This window comes from Candidatus Contendobacter odensis Run_B_J11, from assembly GCF_000531125.1.
GTDB classification, from domain to species: Bacteria; Pseudomonadota; Gammaproteobacteria; order Competibacterales; family Competibacteraceae; genus Contendibacter; species Contendibacter odensensis.
This window is the reverse complement of sequence record NZ_CBTK010000262.1, coordinates 1-12,017: the sequence shown is the minus strand read 5'-3', so window position 1 is coordinate 12,017 and position 12,017 is coordinate 1. Positions and strand designations below refer to the sequence as shown.

Annotated in this window: 9 protein-coding genes and 1 pseudogene; 5 read left to right on the top strand and 5 right to left on the bottom strand. The window is 57.7% G+C overall.

The genetic code is table 11. The annotated features are described in order from the left end of the window. Nucleotides 1–156: 156 nt before the first annotated feature. From glgX to BN874_RS15825, 3 genes are all read right to left on the bottom strand, one after another. Nucleotides 157–2,301 carry a glycogen debranching protein GlgX gene (gene glgX, locus BN874_RS15835; RefSeq protein WP_034435189.1) on the bottom strand — a complete coding sequence of 715 codons (2,145 nt, stop codon included), beginning with the start codon at nt 2,299–2,301 and terminating at the stop codon, nt 157–159. A gap of 92 nt (nt 2,302–2,393) precedes the next feature. After that, entirely contained in the window at nt 2,394–3,626 is a 1,233-nt protein-coding gene (locus tag BN874_RS15830; RefSeq protein ID WP_034435187.1) for a glucose-1-phosphate adenylyltransferase, read from the bottom strand. A gap of 89 nt (nt 3,627–3,715) precedes the next feature. After that, on the bottom strand, nt 3,716–5,899 hold the full coding sequence (locus BN874_RS15825) for an alpha-1,4-glucan--maltose-1-phosphate maltosyltransferase (protein WP_081756447.1): 2,184 nt from the start codon (nt 5,897–5,899) through the stop codon (nt 3,716–3,718). A gap of 223 nt (nt 5,900–6,122) precedes the next feature. On the opposite strand from BN874_RS15825, the gene dapD reads away from it, so the two are divergent. The 4 genes from dapD (at nt 6,123) to BN874_RS15805 (ending at nt 9,839) form a co-directional block, all read left to right on the top strand. Continuing rightward, nucleotides 6,123–6,941, top strand: coding sequence for a 2,3,4,5-tetrahydropyridine-2,6-dicarboxylate N-succinyltransferase (dapD, locus tag BN874_RS15820; protein WP_034435186.1), 819 nt, complete (start codon nt 6,123–6,125; stop codon nt 6,939–6,941). Continuing rightward, on the top strand, nt 6,941–8,098 hold the full coding sequence (gene dapE, locus BN874_RS15815) for a succinyl-diaminopimelate desuccinylase (protein ID WP_034435185.1): 1,158 nt from the start codon (nt 6,941–6,943) through the stop codon (nt 8,096–8,098). Before dapD ends, dapE begins: the two co-directional genes overlap by 1 nt. A gap of 21 nt (nt 8,099–8,119) precedes the next feature. After that, complete coding sequence (locus BN874_RS15810; protein ID WP_034435184.1) at nt 8,120–8,986, top strand: aldo/keto reductase; 867 nt, start codon at nt 8,120–8,122, stop codon at nt 8,984–8,986. A gap of 76 nt (nt 8,987–9,062) precedes the next feature. Then, a complete protein-coding gene (locus BN874_RS15805) occupies nt 9,063–9,839 on the top strand; it encodes a TSUP family transporter (protein ID WP_034435183.1) in 777 nt (258 codons plus the stop codon). A gap of 33 nt (nt 9,840–9,872) precedes the next feature. On the opposite strand, the gene BN874_RS15800 is transcribed toward BN874_RS15805, so the two are convergent. Continuing rightward, nucleotides 9,873–10,760 carry a fructosamine kinase family protein gene (locus BN874_RS15800; protein WP_034435182.1) on the bottom strand — a complete coding sequence of 296 codons (888 nt, stop codon included), beginning with the start codon at nt 10,758–10,760 and terminating at the stop codon, nt 9,873–9,875. A gap of 160 nt (nt 10,761–10,920) precedes the next feature. Between BN874_RS15800 and BN874_RS15795 the strand changes: the two are divergent. Next, nucleotides 10,921–11,274: pseudogene (locus BN874_RS15795) on the top strand (transposase); the annotation flags it as partial. A gap of 31 nt (nt 11,275–11,305) precedes the next feature. On the opposite strand, the gene BN874_RS15790 reads toward BN874_RS15795, so the two are convergent. Continuing rightward, the gene (locus BN874_RS15790) at nt 11,306–11,560 is read right to left on the bottom strand and encodes a hypothetical protein (RefSeq protein WP_154724974.1); all 255 of its coding nucleotides are present in this window, start codon (nt 11,558–11,560) and stop codon (nt 11,306–11,308) included. Between the last annotated feature and the right edge of the window lie 457 nt (nt 11,561–12,017).

The window sequence follows — 12,017 nt, the reverse complement described above, 5'->3', positions numbered from 1 at the left end:
ATCTCCAAAATTTAATAATAAAATTATATCATAAATTTTAGTTTCTGATAATGTCTAATGTATGTATGGATATCAATTGGGAAGACTATAACTCCTGATCAAGCTAACCTACAATTTCACACACGGGCAGGATGCCCGTGCTACACCCTATTCCCATCAGCTCGGCGACGGGCGGCGATGCCGCAGCAATACCAACGAACGGCTCTGTACCGGATACGATTCTTCGGGGGGGTGAGAGGAACTCTCGGTCGGCTGGCCGTGCGGCAACGCGGTATCCAGTAGTACTTCAAAGAGCATCGAGTCACGCAATACCGGTAGCACGAACGGGACTTCCTCGTGATGCGCATTGCACAGCAGCAAAAAATCGTCATCTTGCAGCCAGTGACCGCGTTCGTCCTGTTCGGCCAGCACATCGCCCGGCAGGTACAAACCCAGACAGCGGGCGTAGTCGTGGCTCCATTCGTCGTCGTCAATTTCCCGCCCGTCGGGATTGAACCAGAGAATGTCACGCACCCCGTCGCCGTGAATACCGCGAAAAAAATGGCGACGGTGAAAGGTGGGATGGCGTTGGCGCAAGCGAATCAGCCGTTGGGTGAACATCAGCAGTTCCCGATTTTCCGGCAACCAGGCTAAATCCCAATTGAACCAACTGAGGTCGTTATCCTGGCAGTAGGCATTGTTGTTGCCGCGCTGAGTGCGGCCCACTTCGTCGCCAGCCAGGAGCATCGGCACGCCCTGCGACAGCAGCAGGGTGGCCAGGAAATTGCGGCGCTGATGCAGTCGCAACGCTAGAATCTCCGGTTCACTGGTATCGCCCTCTGCTCCGCAGTTCCAGCTTCGGTTATGCGATTCACCGTCCTGGTTGTTTTCGCCGTTGGCCTCGTTATGGCGCTCGTTGAAACTGACCAGATCGTACAGGGTGAAACCGTCGTGGGCGGTGATGAAGTTGATGCTGGCGTGTGGCCGGCGCCCGTTGTGTTGATACAGATCGGCAGAACCGGTCAGCCGAAAAGCCAGATCGCCGATTAAACCGCCTTCGCCGCGCCAGTAATCGCGCACCACATCACGATATTTGCCGTTCCACTCGCTCCAGCCAACCGGGAACTTGCCTACCTGATAACCGCCTTCGCCCACATCCCACGGCTCGGCGATCAATTTCACCTGCGACAGCACCGGATCTTGTTGAATGATCGCCATGAATGCACCGGCTTGATCGACTTCATGCTCGCCCCGCGCCAGCGCAGCGGCCAGATCAAAGCGGAAGCCGTCTACCCGCATCTCCTGCACCCAGTAGCGCAAGCTGTCCATGATCAGTTGCAACACTTGGGGATGGGCGGTGTTCAGGGTATTGCCGCAGCCGGTGTAATCCATGTAATAGCGCGGCTGATCGGCCACCAGCCGGTAGTAGGTAGCGTTGTCGAGACCCCGGAAACTCAGGGTCGGACCGAACTGGTTGCCTTCGGCGGTGTGGTTATAAACCACATCGAGAATGACCTCGATCCCGGCTGAGTGCAGGGTTTTCACCATGCTCTTGAACTCGCTGACCGGGTGATCGCTGGCCGCATAGCGCGGGTCCGGGGCGAAATAACCCATCGGGCTGTAGCCCCAGTAATTGCGCAGCCCCCGATCCAATAAATGACGCTCGTCCACGAAATAATGAATGGGCAGCAAATCCAGCGCGGTCACCCCCAGCGCTTTGAAATAGTCAATCACCGGCCCGCAGGCGAGTCCCGCATAAGTGCCACGCAGAGGGGGCGGCACCTCGGGATGACGCATGGTGAAGCCGCGCACATGCAACTCGTAGATCAGGGTATCGTGCCAAGGAATGTGCGGCGGACGGTCATCGCCCCACATGAAAGCAGCATCCACCACCTGACATTTGGGCATTCCCGGCGCGCTGTTGCGGGTGTTGAAGCTTAAATCTTCGTTGCGACTGCCGATCCGGTAGCCGAATTGGGCATCACTCCAATGAATCGGGCCGACGATGCTTTTCGCATACGGATCGAGCAGCAGTTTGTGCGGGTTAAAGCGGTGACCCTGCTCCGGTGCATAGGGTCCGTGCACCCGATAACCATACAGCAGGTCAGGGCGCGCTTCGGGCAGATAGCCATGCCAAACTCCGCCACTGCGCTCGATCAACGGAATTTGCGCGATCTCATGTTTGCCCTTGGCGTCGAACAGGCAGAGCACGACCTGTTCAGCGGGTTCAGAGAACAGGGCGAAATTGACGCCTTCGCCATCCCAACTTGCTCCTAACGGATACGGCCGACCCGGCCAGACGGTCATGGTGGATTGAATCATGGGGGCTTATCCGGAAGAAGGTTCGCAGGGCTTGCATCATGGGGGTTAAATCCCCTCTCCTGAATCAGGAGAGGGGAGCTTTAGCGCCGGTTTTACTCGCTGAAGGCCCGCATGCTCGAAGTCACCTCGCCGGGACCCACCACCGTAACGCCGCCAGCGGTGACGTGATAGCGGCGACTGTCCAGCTCGCGGTCATAGCCGATGTGGGTGCCGGCCTCGATGACGTTGTAACCGCCGATGATTGCTCGCCGCAACCGGGCACCGCGCTTGATCCAGACATAATCCTGAATCACGCAGTCCTCGATCTCGACATCCTCCTCAATGATCACTTCGCGCCGGATGATCGTATTGCTGATCGAAGCCTGACGCACCATCGAGCCGGCAGCGACCACGCTGTTATGAACCTTGGCATCAAACAGGCGAGCTACCGGTCCCTGATAGTTACTGGAAAAGATCCGCCACTGCGGGTTGAACATATCGAAGCGCGGCGTCAGCCCCAGCAAATCCTGATGAGCGCTGAAATAGGCGTCCCGGGTGCCAACATCCCGCCAGTAGGCCGGCTCCTCGTAGGACTTGGTCCCCGGCACCTTGTTGGTGGCGAAGTCGTAGGCGAATACCCGGTGGGTATCCTTCAGATGCGGCAACACATGGTGGCCGAAATCATGCTCGTCGCGGTCGTTGGCCTGCTTGAGCGCCTCTACCAGCACCTTGGCATCAAACAGATAATTGCCCATTGATGCATAAGCGCGGGTGGGATCAGAAGGCATGTGAGGGGGATTGGCGGGCTTCTCCTTAAAATCGGCGACCCGGCCGTCAGACTCGGTGTCAATGACGCCAAAGGAACTGGCCTCTTCGAGCGGCACCGGCAACGCGGCTACCGTCACGTCGGCTTTGCGTTCACGGTGGAAATCCACCATCTGCTGAATATCCATCCGATAGATATGATCGGCGCCGAACACCAGCACCAAGTCGGGATTGTGCAACTGGATCAGGTTGATATTCTGGTACACGGCATCGGCGGTGCCCATGAACCAGTCGCCGCCGCGCATCATCTGCGGCGGCACCACCGTCACGAACTCTTCATTCCGCATCGGCGATACCACCCAGGCTTTACGAACATGTTCGATCAAGGACTGGGATTTGTACTGCACCAACATGTAAATGGACTGGATTCCAGAGTTCAGCAAATTGCTTAACACGAAATCCACAATGCGGTAGCGGCTGCCGAACGGTAGCGAGGGCTTGGAGCTATACGCCGTCAGCGGACTCAAGCGGGCGCCTTCGCCGCCCGCCATCACGAAAGCCAGAATTTTGGGTGGTTTCATCGCGGTACATCCTTCCTTTCAAGTGAGAGTACTTCACACAAACCCCCAAGCGGGATGATGACCCCGTCGGGGCGGTTATCCAGCTCGTATTAGCCGCTAAAAGTATCGAAGTCGCTTTCCTTATGCAGCCCGCCATGCACCCGGAACACATGCGCCGGCATCCGGTGCGGGTTCAGCTCCACATAGTTGCGCGGCCCATTCCAGATATAGTGCGCGCCGGTCAGGAGATCGTGAACCTGGAACGGCTGGTCGGGATCGACACCCAACTCCTCCAAATCCAGTTGAGTAAAGCCGGCCTGGGTGTAATTGGGATCCAGGTTCACGACCACCAGAATGAGGTTGGCCGGGTCGGCGCTGGTTTTGCTGTAGCAGAGGATCTGCTCATTATCGGTCTGGTGGAAGCGCAGGCTGTGGTCGGCGTGCAGTGCCGGATTGCGCTGGCGGATGCGGTTCACCAGGGCAATGAAATCGTGCAGGCTGTTCGGCCCGTTCAGTTCCTCGATGCTGCGGTAGCGGATCTGATACTTCTCGGAATCCAGATATTCCTCGCTGCCGTGCTTGACCGCGACATGCTCCATCATTTCATAGGCCGGCCCGTAGATGCCGTAGTTGGCGGTCAAGGTCGCCGCCATCACCAACCGCAACATGAACACGGGGCGTCCGCCGAATTGCAGGGCCTCGGTCAGAATGTCCGGGGTATTCGGCCAGAAATTGGGACGGAAGTATTCGTGGCTCTGGGTCTGAGTCAGTTCGCTCAGATATTCAATCAGTTCCCACTTGGTGTTACGCCACGCATAGTAGGTATAGGAATGGGTATAACCCAGCTTGGCCAGCCGGTGCATCACCTTGGGTCGAGTGAAAGCTTCCGCCAGGAACAGAGCATTCGGCGTGATTTTCTTCACCTCGGTGATCAGCCATTCCCACATCGCAAACGGCTTGGTATGCGGATTATCTACCCGGAAAATGCGTACTCCCTGCGCAATCCAGAATTCAAAGATGCTTTTGATTTCATCCCACAACGCCCGCCAGTCGTCGGTCTCAAAGTTGAAGGGATAGATGTCCTGATACTTTTTAGGCGGATTCTCGGCATATTGCACCGTGCCATCGGGACGCCAGCGGAACCAGTCGGGATGTTGCTGAACGTAGGGATGATCCGGCGCACATTGCAAGGCGATATCTAACGCAATCTCGATACCCTGTTCCTTGGCCTTCTGCACCAGTTGGCGGAAATCGGCCAGAGTACCCAGTTCCGGCAGGATGTCTTTATGCCCACCCTCCGCCGCGCCAATGGCCCACGGACTGCCGACGTCGTCGGGGCCAGGCGTTAACGTATTGTTCTTGCCCTTGCGGTTGACCCGCCCGACCGGATGAATCGGCGGGAAATACAGCACGTCAAAACCCATTGCGGCGATGCGCGGCAACCACGCCTCACAATCCTTAAAAGTGCCGTGTTTACCCGGTACCGGACTGCACGAGCGTGGAAACAGTTCGTACCAGGTGCTGAAACGGGCGCGCTCATCATCCACCACTACGCCCAGTTCCTGGCTATAACTGAGCGCCAGCGCCCGGTTGGCGTTGCGCTCCATCCGCCGCACCAGTTCCGGATCCAGCCCCAGTTGCCGGCGGTATGGCAAATCCTGCGGACTCTCCAGTTCTCCAGCGCGATTTTTCAACCACTGCGCGTCTTCATCGGTAGCGCGCCGACTGGCCTTGGTCACCAAATCGGCGCCGATTCGCAGCGCCAGTGCAATATCTTCGGCTTCGACCCAGCGGCTGAGATCGTGATGCCAGGATTTGAAGGCGTCGGTCCAGGCGGTGACGGTGTACTGATAGCGACCCAGTTCCAGCACTGGAAACTCGCCGCGCCAGCGGTCATTGACCAGAAAGCGCATCGGCGTTTCCTGCCAAGCAGCGTCACCTTCCTTGCGGTATTGCAGGATGCAGGACAGCGCATCGTGGCCATCAGTGAAGGCATCGGCTTCCACCACCACTGTTTCGCCGACGGTGCGCTTGATCGGAAACCGCCCGCCGTCAATTTCAGGCGTCACCTTTTCAATGATCACCCGCCTGCGGCCATCGGCCACAGCGGGTATGAGCTGTGGTTGCGAGGTTGTCACCGGTTGGGTGGTCGCTGCTTTCGGAGCGTCTACTTCTTTCGCTGCTGCTTGGGGTTCCGGGGGGGTGAGCGCCGCTTTAGAAGCATCCGCGAGCGAAAACTCGGCGACGGTCGGTTTTTGCTGCCTGTCCTGATTCACCAGCGGTTTTTTCGGCATAGCGAATACCCTCATTTGTGTTTTATTGGGTTGATATCGTCATTGCGACCAAGGCAGCCCCCCGCTGCCGTTCGTGGGCCTAAGGTGGTACAGTTTTAACCTCAGTTCGGGTCGTCCGTATGGCGACCGGTCACCTTACTTATCCCCCCTTATTATGACGGTTTTTTGCGGTTGTGCCTAAGCCTCTGCTTAGATCCCCGCCCCTGCTTGAGGATGCTGCCTGATGACTGAATTACAGCGGATGATTGAAGATGCTTTCGAGCGGCGCACCGAACTCGATCCGGCGACTGCGCCGGTTGCATTACGCGAGGCGGTGGAAGAAGTGCTGGGTTTGCTGGAGCTGGGCAAGGTGCGGGTCGCCGAACCGTGCGCCGGCGACTGGGTGATCAACACCTGGTTGAAAAAAGCGGTGCTGCTGAGCTTCCGCTTGAACGACAGCGTGATTATCCGCGACGGCTATACCAATTATTTCGACAAGGTGCCGCCCAAGTATGCGGACTACGGCGAAAACGACTTCCTGGCCGCTGGGGTTCGAGTAGTGCCGCCCGCCGCTGCCCGCCGAGGTTCCTACATTGCGCCCGGCGTGGTGCTGATGCCGTCCTTTGTGAATATCGGCGCCCGTATTGATACCGGAACGATGGTGGACACTTGGGCGACCGTCGGTTCCTGCGCTCAGATCGGCAAAAGTGTGCATCTGTCGGGCGGTGTCGGCATTGGCGGCGTGCTGGAACCGTTGCAGGCCAGCCCAACGATTATTGAGGACGATTGTTTTATCGGCGCCCGCTCTGAAGTGGTCGAAGGGGTGATCGTCGAACGCGGATCGGTGATCTCCATGGGCGTCTACATCGGTCAAAGCACCAAGATTTACAACCGGCTGACCGGCGAAGTGAGTTACGGCCGGATTCCGTCCGGATCGGTCGTCGTACCTGGCGCACTGCCCGCAGCCGATGGCAGCCACAGCCTGTACTGCGCGATCATTATCAAGCAGGTGGATGAGAAAACCCGCAGCCGGGTCAGTCTGAACGAATTGCTCCGCGACTGATGGACGCTACGCTTGAACTCGCCCTCGATCTGCTCCGTCGGCCCTCGATTACGCCGGAGGATGCGGGCTGTCAGGAAGTGATGATCATCCGGCTGGCGGCGCTCGGTTTTCGGATCGAGCGGATGCGATTCGGTGAGGTGGACAACTTCTGGGCGCGCTATGGCGATAGTGGACCGCTGTTCGCCTTCGCCGGCCATACCGACGTAGTGCCGCCCGGCCCGCTGGAGCAGTGGCTATCACCGCCGTTTGCGCCGGAGATCCGCGAGGGCTATCTCTACGGACGCGGCGCAGCGGACATGAAGGGCAGTCTGGCGGCGATGATCACTGCTTGCGAGCGGTTTCTGGCGGCCTGTCCGCAGCCGCAAGGATCGATGTCCTTTCTCATTACCAGCGACGAGGAAGGCATAGCGGTCAATGGCACAATCAAGGTGATCGAGGCACTGCAAGCGCGAGGAGAGAAGATCACCTGGTGTTTGGTCGGCGAACCGTCCAGCGCTCATCAACTGGGCGATACCCTCAAAAATGGGCGGCGTGGATCACTGAATGGTCGGCTGCTGTTGCGCGGGATTCAAGGTCACGTGGCTTATCCGCATCTGGCCCGAAATCCTATTCATGCCGCCGGCTCCCTTGTTAGCGCTCTTGCTGATGAAATCTGGGATCAGGGCCATGCGTTTTTCCCACCGACTTCATTCCAGATTTCCAATCTTCATTCCGGCACCGGCACAGTCAATGTGATTCCCGGCGATCTGGAAATGTTGTTCAATTTTCGCTTCTCGCCCACATTGACGATTGAACAGTTAAAGGAGCGCACCCGACTGATCATTGAGACCGGTTTACTCAATGAGGAAGTGAAGACCGGTCAAGTATTTCAGTATGATCTGGAATGGAGTTTGTCGGGAATGCCGTTCTTTACTCCGCCCGGTGATTTAGTGACGGCAGCGATGGCGGCGATTCGCGCTGAAACCGGGTTGGCAGCAGAATTATCGACCAGTGGCGGCACTTCTGACGGTCGCTTTATCGCCCCTACTGGCGCACAGGTGATTGAACTCGGTCCACTTAACTCCACCATTCACAAAGTCAATGAGCGGGTTGCAATCGCTGACTTGGAACAGTTAAGCCGGATTTACGAGAGTGTTCTGATCCGGTTGTTGGGTTGAACTCTGTTTGAGGATAAACCGATGCTACAACGCGAACTGAATAGCACTGGACTGAAATTCAAGGCAATTGGCTTGGGCGCCATGCCGCTCTCCATCAGCGGGCGACCGGATGAGGCGCAAGCCTTCGCTGTGATTGAAGCCTTCATCGCCGGCGGTGGCGACTTCATTGATACCGCAAACGTGTACTGTCTGGACGATGACGATATCGGCCATAACGAGCGGCTGATTCAACAGGCGTTGAGCCAACTGGGTATTGGCGAGCGGGTGATGGTCGCCACTAAAGGCGGATTGCGCCGTCCGGGCGGGGCTTGGGTCGTGGACGGCGATCCCAACGGGCTGCGGCTCTCCTGCGAGCGTAGCTTGCAAGCGCTGAAAACCGATTGCATCGGCCTGTATCAATTACACGCCGTCGATCCCAAGCTGGATTTTCGCCATTCGCTGGAAGCGCTGATCAAGTTGCAGGAAGAAGGCAAAATTCGTTATATCGGCCTCTCCAATGTCAGTCCGGCGCAATTGGAACAGGCATTAAGCCTTGCCCTGATTGCGTCGGTGCAGAATCGCTGCAATCTTTTCGACAAGCGGGATTTCCGTAACGGCCTGATCGACTTTTGCCAGGCGCGGCGGATCACCTACATCCCCTACAGTCCGGTGGGCGGGGGCCACAGCCATATCCGCCTTGCGCAGGAACCGTTATTGTTGCAACTGGCCGCCCAATACGAAGCCACTCCGCAGCGCATCGCTCTGGCCTGGCTGCTGCACAAGGGCCAGCATATCCTGCCGATACCCGGCGCCAGTAAGGTCGCCAGCATCCGCGACAGCCTACAGGCAACCCACCTGACATTAAGTCCCGAGGACATCGCCGCTCTGGATCGGCTGCCTGATCGATAATGACCTCGCCGCGCATTCTGAATCAGTTGGTCACTTTGGCGGATTTCCGCATAACCCTCTGAATCCGCCCGCACCGATGGAATTCACTTTGGATTTAGCCACCCTCCTGCCGCTGGGCATTGCCGCCCTGCTGGCGGGATTCATTGATGCTATTGCCGGTGGTGGCGGAATGCTGGTGATGCCGGCACTGCTAAGTATCGGAATGCCGCCGCATCTGGTAATCGGTACCAATAAACTGGTCGGCACTTTCGGCACCTTCAGCGCCTCGCTGACTTTTATTCGCAAGGGTTTGTTCAAACCGGCGCTATGGTGGGCGATGAGCTTCGGCACTTTTTTCGGAGCGCTGATCGGGGCGGTATTGATTTATTTGATGAGCGCCGGGGTGTTGAAAAAGCTGTTACCGCTGGCGATTTTGTTGGCGGCGGCGTATCTGGCCTGGCCCCGTCGATCGGCTTCCGCCACGACCCACCCGAAGCCACCGTTGCCGCCCCCTGCCATTCGGCGCGGCGTCAAATTGATCACAGGCGGGCTGATCGGCTTTTACGATGGCTTCATCGGCCCCGGCACCGGCGCATTCTGGATGGTAGCGGCGATCAGGCTGTTCCAACTGGATGTGGTCGCCGCCGCCGGCGTGGCCCGGTTTATGAATTTCATCAGCAATATCGCCGCCTTGTTGACTTTTATGGTTCTGGGAAACGTTGATTACGCGATTGGCCTGAGCATGGGCGCGATATTAATGATCGGCGCCTTTATCGGCGCCCACAGCGCAATCCGTTATGGCGCGCCGTTTATCCGCCCGGTGTTCCTGCTTGTGGTGCTGCTGATGGCGGGGCGGTTGCTGGTGACGGGATAACCCGCCGGATCGTCATCAGATGCGAAATCCGGTCTAACGCAATTCCGCCAGCAACTGAGCGATCATCTGTTCGGCTTGGGCGCGGTAGCCGCCGCCGAACAGATTGAGATGGTTGAGAATGTGATACAGGTTGTACAACGTCCGCCGTTGCGGATAGCCGGCAGCCAACGGCAACGCCTCCCGATAGGCGACGTAAAAGGATTCCGGGAAACCGCCGAACAATTCGGTCATCGCCAAGTCCGCCTCGCGGTCGCCCTGGTAAACCGCCGGATCGAAGATCACCGGCTCGCCATCCGCCGTGCAATCGGCATTGCCGCTCCAAAGATCGCCGTGCAACAACGCCGGAGTCGGTTGGCAGCCGACAAACAGCCCGTCCAACTGCACCCGCAACTGCTCGCCTTGCTGTTGCAGAACTCCGGTGTAGCCATTACGGGCCGCGAGGTTCAGTTGAAACCCCAGCCGCCGCTCACGCCAGAACTCGATCCAGTCGTCGCCATAAGTATTAGGCTGGGGAGTAGCGCCGATGGTGTTGTCACGATGCCAGCCGAAACCCGTTCGCGGCTGAGCGTGCAGCGCGGCCAATTGCCGACCGAGCTTCTCCATCGCCCGCGCCCCGCCGCCAACCAGCGACAGATACTCCAGTACCAGCCAGGATTGTCCGGCAGCGACGCCATAGCCTATCAGTTTGGGCACCCGCACGGTTCGAGTCGCGGCGAGTTCGGCCAAACCTGCCGCTTCGGCTTCAAACATGGGCAGGCGGGCAGCGGTGTTGACCTTGACGAAGAAGGCCCGCTGGCCATCGCCGACGCGCCACGCCTGGTTGATGCAGCCACCGCCGAGGGGTTGCCGCTGGCGAAGGGTAAAGGGCTGGCCGGTGACTGCGCTGATATGACGTTCGAGCGCGATCCAAAAGTCGGTCATCGGATTACTTCTCGTGAATTAGGGAAGGCTGGAGCGAGGATAGGAATGTTATCACCCGATCAGCTAAAGTTTTTCCTGATTAGCAAGATTCATCAGCCTGCCCTGTTTTGTCCTGCAAATCAGGAGCAAACTGGCAAACCCTTCCCACTGGAGTCGGCCCATGCCGATGAATCGCATCCAATTTCAACCTGGCTTGTCGTTGCCCGCGTTTCTTGAGCAGTTCGGCGCTGAAACCCACGGTGAAACCGCGTTGGAACGCGCCCGCTGGCCGGAAGGGTTTCGCTGCCCCCACTGTGGTGAAGCGGGTCATGATGTCCTGCGTCAGCGGGGACGTAAGACCTTTCAGTGCCAGTGCTGTCGGGTGCAGACCGCCCTGATCGCGGGTACCGTGTTCCAGAGTACCCCTCTGGTGCTCACCCTCTGGTTTTTAGCCATCTATTTGATCAGCCAAGTGAAAACGGGGTTATCGGCGCTGGCTTTGAAGCGCCACTTAGGCGTCAGCTATCCCACGGCTTGACTGATTCAGCACAAGCTGATGCAGACCATTAAGCGGTTACCATTCGTTTGGCTTTATCAACCTGCCCTTTGTTAATGGTTTTTTTGGAGACACGGGGTTGCGAGGGTCGTGGGATTTTGGGTCGGTAATAGTGCACCCGGGCGCTCTCGTTGAGGAGTTCGGTGAAGATCATCAGGGCCCGTTCAGGACATTTTGGCGTCAGGACAAAGGCTTCTTCGGCCAGGGTGATCACCGCATGTTTGAATTGGGGTTCGACTCCTGCGGGATGATCCGGATCGGTCATCAGGGCTGTTAACAGCCGAGCGATGACCGCCCCGATCAAAATGGCGGATCACTCTTGACGCAAGAAGGGAGGAAAGCTGCATGGATTTTCAAACCAAGATTGGCGCCATCGATGGGGTGTCCTAGAATTAATATTAAACGAATTCAATAGTATATAAATACATTGGACACATCATCGCGTTAATTCAACAGTATTGAGGGCTGGGGTGGGGGGGCTGAACCGTTGCTGGATCAGTGCGTTGCCGGAAATCACCTAATGCCTGACCGAAAAGGCGGTAGGGCGAGTTAGCGAAGCATAAACCCGCCGCCCCGGTGGGGCCGCCATGGCGGGTTACGGCTAAAGCCATCAGTTACAAGTTAAGAATCTTCCAAAGAGGTCAAGAACTCTCTGCGCTTGCGGGCGGTTTACGAGGACGCTTGAGGATGGCGAATTCCTTGGCATGGGCGGCCAAGTAGGC

Bases quoted from the DNA above. Each gene is read 5' to 3' on its own strand.
- glgX (WP_034435189.1), bottom strand. From the start codon at position 2,301: ATGATTCAATCCACCATGACCGTCTGGCCGGGTCGGCCGTATCCGTTA.
- BN874_RS15830 (WP_034435187.1), bottom strand. From the start codon at position 3,626: ATGAAACCACCCAAAATTCTGGCTTTCGTGATGGCGGGCGGCGAAGGC.
- BN874_RS15825 (WP_081756447.1), bottom strand. From the start codon at position 5,899: ATGCCGAAAAAACCGCTGGTGAATCAGGACAGGCAGCAAAAACCGACC.
- dapD (WP_034435186.1), top strand. From the start codon at position 6,123: ATGACTGAATTACAGCGGATGATTGAAGATGCTTTCGAGCGGCGCACC.
- dapE (WP_034435185.1), top strand. From the start codon at position 6,941: ATGGACGCTACGCTTGAACTCGCCCTCGATCTGCTCCGTCGGCCCTCG.
- BN874_RS15810 (WP_034435184.1), top strand. From the start codon at position 8,120: ATGCTACAACGCGAACTGAATAGCACTGGACTGAAATTCAAGGCAATT.
- BN874_RS15805 (WP_034435183.1), top strand. From the start codon at position 9,063: ATGGAATTCACTTTGGATTTAGCCACCCTCCTGCCGCTGGGCATTGCC.
- BN874_RS15800 (WP_034435182.1), bottom strand. From the start codon at position 10,760: ATGACCGACTTTTGGATCGCGCTCGAACGTCATATCAGCGCAGTCACC.
- BN874_RS15790 (WP_154724974.1), bottom strand. From the start codon at position 11,560: ATGACCGATCCGGATCATCCCGCAGGAGTCGAACCCCAATTCAAACAT.